Source organism: Variovorax sp. RA8, assembly GCF_901827175.1.
In the GTDB taxonomy this organism is placed as follows: Bacteria; Pseudomonadota; Gammaproteobacteria; order Burkholderiales; family Burkholderiaceae_C; genus Variovorax.
On sequence record NZ_LR594662.1, the window covers coordinates 2445475 to 2460698 of the forward strand.

Sequence of the window (15224 nt, forward strand, 5' to 3'; positions counted from 1 at the left end):
AAATCCTGTGAAGGACGCGGTCAGTTCGCTGGTCGCCGAGCTTCGAAGCGGGTTCCATCTCAGCGTGGCTTCTGGAAGCCGCCCTCGATCCAGGCCGCCGCGCTGTCTGCATTGAGCTTGAAGGCTGGAGCCACGCGCACCTCGCCCAGTTGAGCACCGAGCTCGTCGTGCGCGCGGAGCAGGGCATGCGGGTTGTCCTCGTCCGGCACGATCTGCAGCGAGACGCGGATGCGCTCCGAACCCGCGCCGACGCTCACGCTCTTGTTGAGCTGGGCATGCAGCTGCTGCTCGTGCCGTCGCAGCACCTCGGCGGCCGTCTTGACCAGCGTATGGAAGGCCGGCGCATCGAGCGGCTTGGGATTCTTCTTGTCGCGGCCCATGGTCCAGGGCCCAATCAGCGCGGGCTCGGGATCGCCTTGGCGCGTCATCGAGACGGCCCAACCGTCATCGTCTTCGTTCTTGATCACGCGCGCCGTCCAGCGCTCGTCGCTCCAGAGGGTGGCTTCCTGAATATGAGTGGTCTGTTCTGTCATGGGTTGGGTCAGAAGATGGAAAGGCTGGTGCGCACGGCGAAGAGCTTGAGGGACGGATGTCGTGAAGTTTCTCCGACCCAAGCTCGCCCGTCGGAGCGAAGCGCTTCACGCATCATGACTGGGCGCCGGCCAGCGAGCCCAGCAATCGCGCCAGGAGCTCCTTGCGGTTCCGCGTCCCCAGTCGGTCGTGCAACTGGCGCCGGTGATAAACCACAGTATGCAGGCTCAGCTTCATGCGCTGCGCAATCTCCGGCTCCGAGAGGCCGCGGGCCAACCAGAAGCCGATCTCTGACTGCCGGGGCGAGAGCGAAAGCAGCCGCAGTGCCTGCAAGAGGCGCAGCGCACGGTGGACGTGCAAGGTGATCTGGATGCCCACCACTTCCGGCTCGCCTGCGGCTGCGGCATGCAGGCTGCAGCCGCGAATCGTGAAGAGGCCGTGGGCGTTGCGGATCTCCAGCCGAGGCGCATCGCTGGCGTTGTGGCCGCTTCGTACCCACGCGAGCCGCTGGAGGACCAGCTTGAGGCTGTCGGGGAGCTGCCCACTCGGGCGCCAGTGGCTGCCGAAGGCTGCGGCCATCAGCGCGGCACCTTGCGCCGACATCCACAGCAGACGGCCCTCGGGCGTGGCGACGAGCATCTCGGTGCCTTGAGCGTCCATCTCGTGCGACGCGGCCGTGCCTTCGGGCGGCGTCAGCGCGACGGCGAGAAAACGTTCCAGCCGCGCGAACTCGTGCAGTTCGTCGGACCTGAAGTCGAGCAGGGTGGTACGTCGATAGAGCTTGATCGATCCGACCGGCCGGCCGTCGGCGTGACGCGGCATCAAGCTCACGCAGTCATGCAGTCCGACCGGGCGCAGCAGCACGTTGTTGTAGTCGCTGCGCTGGAACTCGGCCCAGGGCACCTTGATGAGCTGGTCGCGAACCTGGGGCCCGATCTCCGTGCGGGCCGCCTGTTCGTAACTGCGGGCCACGCGCCGCTCGTCGCGCTGCAGGCGCTCGTCCAGGTAGATCGGGACCATGGCCTGGATGTCGGGCGCTTCCATGAAGGATTCGAGCCGCCCGTCGGCGCCGGGGTGAAAGTAGCCGCCCGTGTCGAAGGCGAGCACCCCGCGCAGCTCGCGCAGCAAAAGCGGCGCGAGATGCGGACCTGTGACATCGAGGCACGAGAGCTGGCGGATGCGCACCGCCGCCTCCCGCACGCGCGTCAGGTCGAGCATTCGGGATCTTTTCATCAAGCGGCGGCATCCATGGGCTGCGGCATTTTCCACCGCGCGGCGCCCCGGCGCGAAGTCTTCACCTGGCGACGGTGTCGTCGTAGGCGGGCGTGACGTTCATCGCGCCCCATTGCACTTTGAGGCTGTGAGGCTGGTCGGGGTCAGCCTGCTGGTGCTGGTCGCCGGCGACGTTGCGGCCGGCATCGAAATTCAGGAACGTGCCCCACGGCAGCAGCTTGCTGAAATCGGGGCCGTTGTTCACGAAGCCTGAAAGCTCCCAGTCGAAATGCAACGGCCGCTGCCTGGTCGACCCGAGCTCGTTGATGATGATCATCGACTGGCGGCCGAAAAAGCCGGCGAGCTGGGTGCGCCCCTCGACGGCGTCGATCCGGGCCTGCAGGAGGTTCACCAGCTCGCCGGCCGGCGGGTAGGGCGAGAGCGGATCGATATTCGATTCGAAGGAAAAGGCGCCGCTACCCGACCAGCCGGTGTGCAACTGGCCGCCCGTGACGCAGCTGCCGTCGGCGCTCCACGTCGCGCGCGAGTCGGAAGCGGGCACGACGAGCCGCCAGTTGTTCTTGAGTTCGCCGTCGACCTCGGTGCGTATCGCGTGCATGTCGGCGCGCAGATGCAGGTCGATCACCGCCTTCTGGTGGAACTTGGCTCCGCCGCAGCCGGTCACCTCTTCGGATTCCTGGTCGTAGGTGATCTGCCCTCGCCAGGAAGCCAGCACGCGGGAATTGCTCCTGCGGCCGCGGGCCGTGACGAAGACCTCGCCGTGCGCATCGGTGCCGAGGTCGACCTCCACCGTCTTCCCGTCGGACGCCCACTTGGGCGGCAGCAGCTGACCGCCGACGGTGACGGTGCCGGGCTCGGTGCCGAATTCGCCGTGCATGATCAGCTTGTTGGGGCCTGTGGCCTGCAACTCGGAAATGATCGGATTCAGAATCGTGAAGCCGTCGCCGAAGCGCCGCACATAAGCCTCCGTGCCGCCTTCCACGGGCGCCGTGACCAGCTGCTTCTTCTTGTCGAGGTAGGCCCAGACGTCGTCCATGTTGAACGGACGGTTGCGCGGTGCGACTTGATCGATGGCGTTCGCGCCGGTCAGGCGATCGACCAGCAGGTCCGCCATCTTGAATGCGTTGGCGTTGGAGTTGCCCTCCCAGCCGACAATGGTGCCGGCATTCTGCTTCGCGAGCACGTCGCGGAAGCCCGCGGCTTCCGGTGAGCCGCTGTTGCACGAGAGCAAGATGACCAGCGAGTTGGGCGAGAAGCGCAAGTACTTGGCGACGAAGGACGCGGTAATCGCATAGCGCGGCTGCTTGCCCAGGCCATAGCGCTGCCAGTTGCTGCGGTCGCGGTGGTAGATCAGGCTGCCGTCATTCATGTCCTGCCTGTATTCGCCTTCGTTGAACACAGAGACCTGGGTGTCCGTCATGATCGCGAACTGCTCGCTACCTTTGGGGCCGAAGATGCCGGAATGTGAAGTGATGTACAGGAAACCGAGCTCGCCGCGGTTCTTCAGCGCGTCGACCGTCAGCGCCCGCTCGGGTGCGGCGTTCCAGCCCGCATCGGTCAAGGCGTCGGCCATGCGCGTCATGGTGCCGACGCCGTGCTCGAAGTCCTCGTCCGGGAAACCCAGCAGCAGGGCGTCCGCGGAGGTGGGCACTTCTTTCGCGGCGGCAAGCTGCGCAGCGGTGGCCGCAGCCTTGGCGGCAGTGGTCTTCGACGCGGCCGCTTCCGGCAGCGTTGCGTCGCGCCAGTTGTCGGAGTAGATGAAGTAGCGCCCGTCGGTGAACTGTGCCCAGAGCACCTGGTCGCCAACACCCGCCGCGACGTACTCGGGCTGGGTCATCACCCAATCGCGCAAGGCGTTCCAAACGGCATCGCTCACAGGGCCGGTGCCGGCCAGTTCCTCCAACTTCGCGGCGATACGGCCGGTGGCCTCGCTGCGCTGCGCTGCGGTGTAGCCGCTGCCGCGGTCCGGCTGCGATCCGTCGCCGGACGGGAAGCCGCCACCTGCTCCTGCACCACCGCCTCCTCCGCCGCCGCACGCGACAAGCAGCGCGATCGCGCCCGAAAAAATTGCCAGCAGCAGCCGCCGCTTCACCGTCCCCGCGAATCCCATGGCTTCCTCTCCACATCGGCGCCATCTGCGCCCAGCATCCGAACACGCCCGGGCGACGTCGCCAGGGCCGGGCAAGGGTACTGAGAGAGAGGCGCCTTGACCCTACCCCGCGGGGGTAGGTCGTGCGCAACAAGCGAGAAAGCTCAGCGGTGGCCGCGCTTGAGTTCGAGGTGCGCCTGCGGGGGATCGATCGGCGTTCATTTTTATGCGCTGGATGCATCAATCGTTCCGAATCTTGCAATTCACCTTATTCGTCCGAAGCGCGAGACTTGTCGCAAGGTTCCTCGCCGACAGGAGCCCAACCGGAGACAAGAGAGTGACCCTTCAAGCTGAAGAACTACGTGCCTGGATCGGACGCAGCGAGACCATCCAGGACGCCATCAACCCGACGCCCGTGATCGCGCTGACGGCTACGCTGGATCACCCTTCGACGCCCGTCGAGACTGGTACCGCCTTGCCGTACCTTTGGCATTGGTTGTATTTCCTGCCGATGCATCGACAGTCGGAAATTAGCGCCGACGGACACGCCAAGCGCGGCGGCTTCCTTCCTCCCGTGCCGCTGCCTCGCCGGATGTGGGCCGGCAGCCAGTTCGAATTTCGCTCCCCTCTACGAGTTGGAGACCGGGTCGCGCGAACCTCGACCATCGACGACGTCACCGTCAAAGAGGGCCGCACCGGCACGCTTGTCTTCGTCAAGGTCAGGCACGAGGTGCGTTGCAACGACAGCAGCGATCCGGCGCTCGTCGAATTCCACGACATCGTCTACCGCGAGGCGCAGGGCCCGAACGATGTTGCGCCACCGCCTCAAGCCGCGCCCGCGGAAGCCCAGTGGAAGCGCTCCATCGTGCCGGATGACGTGCTGCTGTTCCGCTATTCAGCACTTACCTTCAACGGCCACCGCATCCACTACGACAGGCAGTACGTCACCCAGGTCGAGGGGTATCCCGGCCTGATCGTGCATGGACCGTTGATTGCAACGCTGCTGATGGATCTCCTTCGGCGCCAGATGCCGCAAGCCGATGTGGCCAGCTTCCGGTTCAAGGCGGTGCGCCCGACATTCGACCTCCATCCTTTCCACCTTCAGGGACAACCCGAGGCCGACGGAAAGACCATCCGGCTCTGGGCCTGCGATCACGAAGGCTGGCTCACGATGGACGCAACGGCGGTCCTGCGCTGATTCCATCAACCCACTCACCTTCGGATCGAGCAACACATGCAGCCACTCAAAGGCCTCACGGTCGTCACGCTGGAGCACGCGATCGCAGCGCCTTTCGCCACGCGCCAACTCGCCGACCTCGGCGCGCGCGTCATCAAGATCGAACGCCCGGGTTCTGGCGATTTCGCCCGAGGCTATGACGAGCGCGTCCACGGACTCGCGTCGCACTTTGTCTGGACCAACCGCTCCAAGGAAAGCCTGACGCTCGACGTCAAGCATCCCGAGGCGGCCACGATTCTGGAGCGCCTGGTCGTGGAGAAGGCAGATGTCGTCGTACAGAACCTCGCTCCCGGCGCCGCTGCGCGCCTTGGCCTCGGGTATGACAAGCTTTCCGCCGCGAAGCCGGGGTTGATCGTGTGTGACATCTCGGGCTATGGCGACGACCCCATCAACCCCGGGCCGTATCGTGACAAGAAGGCCTACGACCTCCTCATTCAGAGCGAGGCGGGGTTCGTCTCGGTCACGGGCACGCCCGATGAGCCCTGCAAGGCCGGTCCATCGATCGCCGACATCGCTGCGGGCATGTACGCGTACAGCAGCATTCTCGCGGCGCTGTTGCAGCGCGGCCAGACCGGCAAGGGCCAGCGCATCGACATCTCGATGCTGGAGTCGCTCGCCGAATGGACCAGCTATCCGCTCTACTACGCGTTCGAAGGTGCCGCACCACCTCCGCGAACCGGCGCCAGCCATGCAACGATCTACCCCTATGGCCCGTTCCCCACGGGCGACGGCAGCATGGTCATGCTGGGCCTTCAGAATGAACGCGAGTGGGCCAGTTTCTGCGAAACGGTGCTGCAGCGACCGGCGCTGACCGCCGATCCTCGCTTCACAGCCAACTTCAAGAGAGTGGCCGCTCGCGACGCGCTGCGCGGAATCATTGTGGAAGCCTTCTCATCGCTGACCAGGGCGCAGGTGGTCGAACGGCTCGAACTCGCGCAGATCGCCAATGCCCAGGTCAACACCATGAATGATGTCTGGGCCCACCCGCAACTGAAGGCACGCCGGCGTTGGACCGAAGTCGGCTCGCCGGTGGGCCCGCTCCCCGCGATGCTGCCGCCAGGCACCTGGGACGTGGGCCCGCGCATGGACCCCGTGCCTGCACTCGGCCAGCACACCGACGCAATCCTTGCCGAACTGGGCTACGGCGCGGCCGAGATCGAGGCGCTGCGCGCATCCAAGGCTGTCTGAGGTGGGCATCATGTCCGTGGCTTCCAGTATCCCTCGCACCTACCTCTTCGTGCCGGGCACGCGGCCGGAACGCTTCGGCAAGGCGCTGGCAAGCGGCGCGGATGCCGTCATCCTGGACCTCGAAGACGCTGTCGCAGCCGACGACAAGGCGCTTGCTCGCCAGGCAATCGCGGACTGGTTCCGTTCCGCAAACGCGGGCGACCGGTCGCGCACCGTGGTGCGCATCAACGATGCCGCGTCGCCGTGGTTCGACGACGACCTGGCGGCGTTGCGCAAGGCCGGGGCCTGCAGCGTCCTACTGCCCAAGGCCGAGTCTGCCCAGCAGGTCGCGGCCACGCTCACCGCGCTGCCCGGGGCCAGCGTTCTCGCGCTGATCGAAAGTGCGCGCGGGGTCGCCGGAGTCGACACCGTCGCGGCCGCGGGCGTGTCGCGCCTGGTGTTCGGCACGCTGGACTTTGCATTGGACCTGGGCATCGAGATTGAAAACGACGCTTCGGGTCTCGCCTACGCGGCCGGCCGTATCGTGATTGCCTCGCGCGTGGCAGGCCTGCCGGCGCCTGTCGCCGGGGTCACGCCCCAGCTGGACGATCGCAAGCGCCTTCTGGCCGACCTGGCTTCGGCGCGCGCTCTGGGCTTTGGCGCCAAACTGTGCATTCATCCGAGTCAGGTCGAACCCATTCACACGGCGCTGAGACCCTCCGCAGAAGCACTGGCGTGGGCGCAGCGAGTGCTTGCAGCCGATGCTGCGTCCCCGGGCGCTGCGCGGCTCGATGGCCGCATGGTCGATCGACCCGTGGTCCTTCAGGCACAACGCACGCTGGCCCTGGCCCGCGTCTGATCCACCCTCAACTCCAGCCCAGAAAGATCAACCCCATGGCCTCCACCATCATCGACTCGCGCATCTTCGGCGACATGTTCAGCGACGCGCGCATGCGCGACGTGTGGTCTGACGAGAACCGGACCGCCAAGTACCTCGACATCGAACGCGCGCTGGCCAAGGTGCAGGGCGAACTCGGCATCATCCCCAAGGATGCGGCGGACGAGATCGTCCGCAACTGCGAGCTATCCCAGATCGACTGGGACAGGCTCAAGGCCAAGACCGAGCAGATCGGTTACCCGATCATCGCGGTCGTCAACCAGATCAACGCCAACTGCCGCGACAAGCTGGGAGAGTACTGCCACTGGGGCGCTACCACCCAGGACATCACCGATACGGCCGCGGTGCTGCAGATGCGCGAAGGCCTCGCTTTGGTGGAGCAGGATCTGGACGAGATCGGCGAAGCACTGGCTGCGCTGGCAAAGAAGTACCGCGATACGCCCGTGATTGGCCGTTCCAACCTGCAGCAGGCCACACCGATCACCTTCGGCTACAAGATGGCAAGCATCCTGGCTGGCATCGACCGTCACCGCGAGCGCCTGCAACAGCTCAAGCCGCGGGTGCTGATGGGGGAGTTCGGCGGGGCGTCGGGCACGCTGTCATCGTTGGAGAAGGGTGCGATGGAAACCCAGGCCGGCCTGATGAAGGAACTCGGCCTTGCCCAGCCGCTGATCTCCTGGCACACGGTGCGCGACACCATCGCGGAGGTCGGTGCCTTCCTTGGACTGGTGGGCGGCTCGCTCGGCAAGATCGCGATGGACGTCAAGCTGATGATGCAGACCGAAGTGGCCGAGGTGTTCGAGCCTTTTGCGCCCGGTCGCGGCTCCTCGTCGACCATGCCGCAGAAGCGCAACCCGATCTCCTGCCTGTACATCCATGCCAACATTTCCGTGGCGCGCCAGCACGTCGCTGCGCTCATGGATGCGATGGTGGCCGATCACGAGCGCTCGACCGGTCCCTGGGAGATCGAGTGGGTCTCTTTGCCGGAGATCTTCTGCCTGATGTCTGGTGCGCTGAAGCAGACCAAATTCATCCTCAAGGGCCTGGAGGTCGACGCCACGCGCATGCGCGCCAACATCGACCTCACCAACGGCCTGGTGATGTCTGAAGCCGTGATGATGGGGCTGGGCCCCTACATTGGCCGCGAGTACGCGCACGATCTCGTGTATGACCTGTGCCGCGAAGCGATCAGCAAGAATCGCCCGCTGATCGAGATCTTGTCGGAGCACCCGGAGATCAGCAAGCACGTCACGCGCGCCCAGCTCGGCGCGATGTGCGACCCAGTCAACAACCTCGGCCAGGCCGGCGTGATGGTCGATCGGGTGCTGGCGGCACGTCGCTGAGCCTTCAAGCGGTGGCGTCCTTTCTTCTGGCCTGGACGCGCCTGCCCTTCATCTCAGAGAAGAACTCGTAGAACTGCAGGGCGGCCGGCGAGAGGGTGCGACCCTTGCGACGGATCAAGCCCACCTTGCGACTGACGACCGGCTCGACCAGCGGCACGCTGACCAGCAGCGGGTGGTCAGCGCCCGGCATGGCAATCGAGGGAACTGCCGCGACGCCGAGCCCGGCTTCGACCAACCCAAGCATCGTCGTGACGTGCTGCGCCTCGTAGATCGCTTGCGGGCGTCCCGGCAAACCCGATAGCGCCTGGTCCAGCAGCAGGCGGTTTCCGGACGCCTTGCTCACCGAGATGTAGTCGTACTGCGCCAGTTCCGTCCAGCTCACCCTGCGCTTGCCGGCGAGAGCATGGTCGCGCCGGCAAGCGGCGACGAAGCGCTCCTCCATCAGGGGCTTGAACTCGATGTCGGGTTCCTGGCCCCCAATGAAGTTCAGCCCGAAATCCGCCTCTCCGCCCGAGACCGCGGCCAGCACCTCGTTGGCGCTCGCATCGAAGACCTTGACCCGAACCTTCGGATAGCGCTCGTGATAGCGCGAGATCACCTGCGACACGAAGTAGTAGACCGTCGACGGCACGCAGGCGATGGTGACCTCGCCCATGCGCGTTGCCGCCACGCCGCGGATGCCCAGCAGCGTGAGATCCAGATCGTCAAGCAACTGCTGCACCTTCCGGTCGAAATCGCGCCCGACCGCCGTCAGGCTCACCCGCCGCGTGGTCCGCTCCAGCAGCCGCACTCCGAGCGCTTCCTCCAGCTTCTCGATGCGCCGGCTGAACGCGGGTTGCGATACGTGCAGCGCTTCGGCCGCCTTGCGGAAGTTGCTCAGTTCGGCGACGGCGCGGAACGCCTGCAGGTCGTTGAGGTTGAAGTTGATGGCCATCGTCTTGTCCCGCCAACATGTTTGACTGATCGACAGTGTGCATCAATCGATCCTAAACATGCAATTCACAGTAAGCGTCGAAGCGAAGACCATACGTCCACGGTCAAGGAAGCGACCTGGATGCCAATCTTTCAACTATCGGAGACATCAATGCAGTTTCGTAACGCACCCGTCCTGTGTGCCCTGGCCTCGGCGGCCGTGCTCTCGTGCAGCAGCGCGCTCGCCGCCTATCCTGAAAAATCGATCACCATCGTCGTTCCGACCGCCGCCGGCGGCGCCAACGACGCAATGGCGAGAGTCATCGGCCAGGCGATGTCGGCCGCGCTCAAGCAGCCGGTCGTCGTCGATAACAAGGCCGGCGCCAATGGCGCGATCGCCAGCGAGTTCGTCATGCGCGCCGCGCCGGATGGCTACACGCTGATGCTGGGCTATATCGCCACGCATGCGATGAATCCCGCCCTGCAGAAGCTGCGCTACGACCCGGTGAAGGATTTCGAGCCCGTGGGCATGGTCGGAAGTTCCCCGACGCTGATGGTCGTCAACCCTTCAGTGAAGGCGAGCAATGCCAAGGAGCTCGTCGCCGCGCTGAAGGCCGCGCCCGACAAGACAAGCTACGCGTCTGCCGGCAACGGGACCGCGCCGCATTTCGCTGCGGAGATGTTCAAGCTCTCGACCGGCACCAGCATGCTCCATGTGCCGTACAAGGGGTCGGCGCCTGCGATCACCGACACCATCGGTGGCCAGACACAGGTGATGTTCCCGAGCCTCTTCACGGCCATGCCCTACGTCAAGGCAGGCAAGCTCAAGGCAATCGGCGTGGCTGGTACCAAGCGCTCGCCGCAGATGCCGGACGTGCCGACGCTCAAGGAGCAGGGCGTCGACAACGTGGATGTCTCGCAGTGGTACGGCATCTTCGCGCCGGCGAAGACCCCGAAGCCCGTGATCGAGCAACTCAACAAGGTGCTCAATGCGGCTTTGGCCGACAAGAGCGTCGTCAAGAAGCTGGAGGACCACGGCGCCGAGGTTGAAACCATGACTTCCGAGCAAATGCGCACGTATGTGCAGCAGGAGCAGGTCAAGTGGAAGAAGGTGGTCCAGGCTGCAAAGCTTTCGGCCGACTGAGATGAGCAGGACCATTCCCTGCGTGCTGATGCGTGCGGGTACTTCGCGCGGCCCCTTCTTCCTGCGGGAATGGCTGCCTGACGACGACGAGGAGCGCGACCAGGCGCTGATCGGCGCGATCGGTGCCTCCGATCCGCTGCAACTCGACGGCGTGGGCGGCGGCAGCACCCTCAACAGCAAGGTCGCCATCGTTTCGCGCTCGAAGGAACCGGGCTGCGACCTGGACTACCTGTTCGCACAGGTGGGGGTCGGGCACCGTTCCGTCGACACGCGGCCGAACTGCGGCAACATGCTGTCGGGCGTCGCGCCCTTCGCGATCGAGCAGGGGCTGGTCGAGGCGCAGGACGGAACCACGCGGGTACGCGTCTTCAACGTCAACACGCGATCGCGCATCGACGTCACGGTCAGGACACCCGGCAAGCGCGTCACCTACGAGGGAGACGCGCGCATCGATGGCGTGGCCGGTACGGCTGCACCGATCCTCCTGAACTTCCTGGATGCATGGGGCGCAGTGACGGGCAAGGTCTTTCCAACCGGCCGGCGTATCGACACGATCGACGGCATCGAGGTGACCTGCATCGATGCGGCCATGCCGCTCATGATCGTGCGCGCGCGTGACCTTGGCGTCACCGGCAGCGAGAGGCCAGCGGCGCTTGATTCAGATGCGGCACTGCTGGAACGGCTCGAAACCTTGCGTCTTCAGGCCGGCCTGCTGATGGGACTGGGAGATGTCTCAGGCAGTGTCATTCCCAAGCCGGTGCTGGTCAGCGCTGGCGACTCGCCGGACAGCATCACTTCGCGCTACTTCACCCCGCGCCGCTGCCATGCATCGCATGCGGTCACCGGTGCGATCGGCGTTCTCAGTGCGTTTGCGCTCCCCGGCACCGTTGCCAGCGCCGCCGCGCGCGAGCCGGGCCGCCACAACCTGGTCCTCTTGCACCCCGCAGGGCAGATCGACGTGGAAGTCGAGCTCGAGGGCAGGGCGGACGACGCGACGGTGAAAGCGGCGGCGCTGGTGCGTACTGCCAGAAAGATCATGCAGGGCGAGATGCAGTTGCCCGACTATGTCTTTACGCGGCCTGAAGCCGTTGCACCTCGGTCGGCCGCGTTCCCGCGCAAACCCATCACGATCATCGTGCCGACGCGCGCCGGCGGTGGCAACGACACGATGGCCAGGATCATCGCGGCCGAACTGAAGCCCCTGCTTGGCCAGGAAGTTCTCGTGGACAACCGAGCCGGCGCCAATGGTGCCATCGCGAGCGAGTACGTGGCCCGGGCGGAACCGGACGGCCACACCCTCATGTTCGGCTACGTGGGCACCCACGCCATGAATCCTGCGCTCCAGAAGCTGGACTACCACCCTGTCAAAGACTTCGAGCCGGTCGGGTTGATCGGATCGTCGCCGACCCTGATGGTGGCCAACCGACACGCCGGCTTCGACGACGTTCGCAGCCTTCTGCAGCGTTTGCGCGGTGAGCCAGGCAGCATCAGGTACGCGTCGGCCGGCGACGGCACGCCGCCACACTTCGCGGCGGAGCTGTTTCAACTCAATACGGGCACGAAGATGGAAGGCAGAAGCCATGAGGGTGCAGCGCCCGCCATCGTGGACACGCTCGATGGTCTCGCGCAGGTCATGTTTCCGAGCCTGTTCACTGCACATCCCTTCATCCTCGACGGCCGGCTACGTGCCCTCGCCGTCGCGGCTCCAGCGCGCCTCGAAGCGCTGCCTGCCGTGCCTACGCTGTCGGAGTCAGGCATCGAAGGGGTCGATGTCTCGCAGTGGTACGGTCTGTTTGCCCCGGCACGCACCGCGCCGGCAGTGATCGCGCAGGTCAACCGCGCCCTGAACGAGGTTCTTGCCAATCCGCAGGTGGTTGCTCGATTCGAACGCCAAGGTGCAAGCGTCGAGGCCGGCCCCCCCTCTGCACTGCGAGAACGCGTTCGGCACGAGTTCGGTCGTTGGCAGGACGTGGTGGCCGAGGGCGGCCTCGTCCCCCAAGACATCCGGCTTGCGACGGATTGATCGGCCGAATCACCCAGACCGGCACTCGCCGCCGAACCGTCTTGCGGCAAGTCGCCGCATCCACCGCCGGCGTTGCAAGGCGCCGGCAATCCTTGTTCGTCCCTTGGAGACACTTGCCATGCGTAAGTCCTTGATTACCCTTGCGGCGCTCGCCGCTTCGGGCGCTGCTTCGGCGCAGTCGTCCTTGACGCTTTTCGGCGTCGCGGATAGTGCTGTCAGTCACTACAGCGTCAAAAGCGCCTTCTACAACAATACGTCGGCGCTCCCGTCGGCCTCTGCGCTCGCCTTCACGGAGGTGACGCGCTCGCAGACTGTCCTGTCGAGTGGCGCCAATTCGTCGAGTCGGGTCGGCTTCCGCGGCACCGAGGATCTGGGCGGCGGGCTGGCGGCGGGGTTTTGGCTCGAGTCAGGCATCACCCAGGACAGCGGCGCGACCGCTTTGGCCTCCTTCAGTCGCCGCGCGACGGTGAGCCTGTCGGGCGGATTCGGCGAACTCCGACTTGGCCGAGACTATGTTCCGAGCTACTGGAACGAGAGCGTGTTCGACCCAATGGGCGCCGTGGGCGTCGGCGAGAATCTCATCAAGAGCATAAGCGGCAACATTGCCACGGCGCGCGGCCCCGGCTCCGCCATCGCTGCAAACGACAACGCGATCCGGGCATCCAACAGCGTGGGTTACTTTCTGCCCCGCACCCTCGGCGGCTTCTATGGCCAGGTCATGTACGCCCTGCCTGAGAACGTGAAACACAGTTACCTGTCCGACAGTACCCAACGCGGACGCTACTACGGCGGCCGATTTGGCTATGCAAGCGGCCCGCTCGACGTGGCGCTTGCCTATGGACAGAGTAAAGCCGCAGACACCTTGGTGATCAGCGAGGCCGGAGTCGTGGCCGGTACCCGGCTTTCCGAAGAGATTCGCACCATCAACTTGGGAGCATCCTACGATTTTGGTGTGATCAAGCTGATGGGCGAGTTGTCGCAAGTCAAGGACAAGGCGGAGACCACCACTGCTCCCGCGACCGCCGGCAGACGCACCTTGACGGACAACGACGAGTACAACGGCGCCATGATCGGCATGACGGTCCCGGTCGGTGCTGGCGTATTCAAGGCCTCATACGCCCGCGTCAAGTTCAAGAACGACCTGGGCTCCGCCGCGCCGACGTTGCTGGCCCTGGATCGGGATGCGTCGGTGAACAAACTCGCGCTCGGCTACGTGCACAACCTGTCGAAGCGGACCGCGCTCTATGCAACCGTGGCGCGCGCCCGGATCAAGAACGGACAGAACAATCCCGCAATCATGGCCGTCGGACTTGGGGGCCCAGCCTTCTTGTCTACGGGGTCGGGCGTGGCGGGTTTGGCACCGCGCAGCGCCACGGGCTACGACTTCGGGCTGCGCCACGCATTTTGACGTCAAGCGTGGCAGACGATGGGGCTCTGGCTTGAGCGCCATCGTGCTGGTCAATCACGGAAGAATGACGCTCGGCATGCCTGCAGCCGACGCTCTCGGCACGGGCAAACCCTGATCTGCGTGGAGCTTGTATATCGATATAGTAAACCGGTACAGTAAATCGATACACCGATCTGTGCGTTCCTTCGTTACAAGTCTGGAGACATAAGCATGGTTTCGATCCCACGCCGCCGCTTCGTGCATGCGGGCGCTGCCGCATCGCTGGCCGCCCTCGCAGGATTTCCTGCCCTCGTTCGCGCGCAATCGACCGTTGCGCTGCGCTTCTCCTCCTCGATGCTGGCGGACGACAACGCGGCCCACTACGTGTGGTGCCAGCGCCTGCAGGCCAACCTGAAAGCTGCCGTCGGCGACGCCATCCGCATCGACTACTTCCCCAACAACCAGCTTGGCAAGGAAAGCGACGTGGTGCAGCAGGTCAAGGTCGGCTCCGTGGACATGATGGTGACAGGCTCTTCCATCTTCGCCACCATCTCGCCCGAGATCGGCATGCTCGACCTGGGATACCTGTTCGACAGCTACGCGCACGCCGGCAAGGCCCTCGAGGGCTCGACGGGAACGACGCTCAATGAGCTGCTGCAGAAGCGTTCGGGCTGTTCCATCCTGACCTGGGCCTCGCACTTCGGCGCGCGCAGCGTCTACACCAAGGCACCGGTCAAGTCGCTCGCCGAGGTCAAGGGCGTCAAGCTGCGCGTCCTCCCCACGCCGGCCTTCATCGAGACATTCAAACTGATGGGCGCGATCCCCACGCCCATCCCCTTCGGCGAGCTCTACATGGCGGCGCAGACCGGCGTCGTCGACGGCTTCGAGCACGACGCGGCCACCGTGCTGGCCAGCAAGCTCAACGAGGTGGTCAAGTCCTGCTGGCTCACCGAGCACCTGTTCAGCCCGATGGTGGTGGTGATCGGCAAGCGCGGCATGGACAAGATCCCCGCCAGCCTGCGCCCGGCCTTCCTGAAGGCCGTCAACGATGCGACCGCCCAGCAGCGCACCATCGCGAGCGACAAGGGCAAGGCCGCGGTCGAGGAACTGCAGCGCAAGGGCATGACCTTCTTCCCGATGGCCCCGGCCGATCGCGCGGCCGTGCGCAAGGAGATGGAGAGCAAGCTCTGGGCCGACTTCGCGAAGCAATACCCGGTGACGGCGCCGCTCTTTGCCGCAGTCAACGCGGCGCGGGTCTGA

At 65.3% G+C, this 15224-nt stretch carries 12 protein-coding genes; 8 read left to right on the forward strand and 4 right to left on the reverse strand.

Features of this window, described 5'->3' with window-relative positions:
* Nucleotides 1-59: 59 nt before the first annotated feature.
* The 3 genes from E5P3_RS11625 to E5P3_RS11635 all read right to left on the reverse strand — a co-directional run bounded on the left by E5P3_RS11625 (nt 60) and on the right by E5P3_RS11635 (nt 3874).
* The gene (locus E5P3_RS11625; protein ID WP_162586110.1) at nt 60-533 is read right to left on the reverse strand and encodes a hypothetical protein; all 474 of its coding nucleotides are present in this window, start codon (nt 531-533) and stop codon (nt 60-62) included.
* Nucleotides 534-645: 112 nt separating this feature from the next.
* Nucleotides 646-1764, reverse strand: a complete 1119-nt coding sequence (locus E5P3_RS11630; protein ID WP_162586111.1) for a helix-turn-helix transcriptional regulator — start codon at nt 1762-1764, stop codon at nt 646-648.
* A gap of 61 nt (nt 1765-1825) precedes the next feature.
* Nucleotides 1826-3874 (reverse strand): hypothetical protein, encoded by a 2049-nt coding sequence (locus E5P3_RS11635; protein ID WP_162584104.1) that lies wholly within the window; start codon nt 3872-3874, stop codon nt 1826-1828.
* A gap of 316 nt (nt 3875-4190) precedes the next feature.
* On the opposite strand from E5P3_RS11635, the gene E5P3_RS11640 reads away from it, so the two are divergent.
* From E5P3_RS11640 to E5P3_RS11655, 4 genes are read left to right on the forward strand one after another with little or no spacing between them, the layout of a single operon-like run.
* Complete coding sequence (locus E5P3_RS11640; RefSeq protein ID WP_232073462.1) at nt 4191-5051, forward strand: FAS1-like dehydratase domain-containing protein; 861 nt, start codon at nt 4191-4193, stop codon at nt 5049-5051.
* Between the two features lie 36 nt (nt 5052-5087).
* Nucleotides 5088-6278 carry a CaiB/BaiF CoA transferase family protein gene (locus tag E5P3_RS11645; protein ID WP_162586112.1) on the forward strand — a complete coding sequence of 397 codons (1191 nt, stop codon included), beginning with the start codon at nt 5088-5090 and terminating at the stop codon, nt 6276-6278.
* Nucleotides 6279-6288: 10 nt separating this feature from the next.
* The gene (locus E5P3_RS11650; protein ID WP_162586113.1) at nt 6289-7116 is read left to right on the forward strand and encodes an HpcH/HpaI aldolase/citrate lyase family protein; all 828 of its coding nucleotides are present in this window, start codon (nt 6289-6291) and stop codon (nt 7114-7116) included.
* A gap of 35 nt (nt 7117-7151) precedes the next feature.
* Nucleotides 7152-8498 (forward strand): class-II fumarase/aspartase family protein, encoded by a 1347-nt coding sequence (locus tag E5P3_RS11655; RefSeq protein WP_162586114.1) that lies wholly within the window; start codon nt 7152-7154, stop codon nt 8496-8498.
* 4 nt (nt 8499-8502) lie between these two features.
* Here E5P3_RS11655 and E5P3_RS11660 read toward each other — a convergent pair whose 3' ends face one another.
* Nucleotides 8503-9432, reverse strand: coding sequence for a LysR family transcriptional regulator (locus E5P3_RS11660; protein ID WP_162586115.1), 930 nt, complete (start codon nt 9430-9432; stop codon nt 8503-8505).
* A 150-nt stretch (nt 9433-9582) separates the two neighbouring features.
* Here E5P3_RS11660 and E5P3_RS11665 point away from each other — a divergent pair, with 150 nt between their 5' ends.
* The 4 genes from E5P3_RS11665 to E5P3_RS11680 all read left to right on the forward strand — a co-directional run bounded on the left by E5P3_RS11665 (nt 9583) and on the right by E5P3_RS11680 (nt 15224).
* A complete protein-coding gene (locus E5P3_RS11665) occupies nt 9583-10554 on the forward strand; it encodes a Bug family tripartite tricarboxylate transporter substrate binding protein (protein ID WP_162586116.1) in 972 nt (323 codons plus the stop codon).
* A 1-nt stretch (nt 10555) separates the two neighbouring features.
* Complete coding sequence (locus E5P3_RS11670; protein WP_162586117.1) at nt 10556-12577, forward strand: 4-oxalomesaconate tautomerase; 2022 nt, start codon at nt 10556-10558, stop codon at nt 12575-12577.
* Nucleotides 12578-12695: 118 nt separating this feature from the next.
* On the forward strand, nt 12696-13985 hold the full coding sequence (locus tag E5P3_RS11675) for a porin (RefSeq protein WP_162586118.1): 1290 nt from the start codon (nt 12696-12698) through the stop codon (nt 13983-13985).
* Between the two features lie 210 nt (nt 13986-14195).
* Nucleotides 14196-15224: a TRAP transporter substrate-binding protein gene (locus E5P3_RS11680; protein WP_162586119.1), complete on the forward strand. Its 1029-nt coding sequence runs from the start codon at nt 14196-14198 to the stop codon at nt 15222-15224.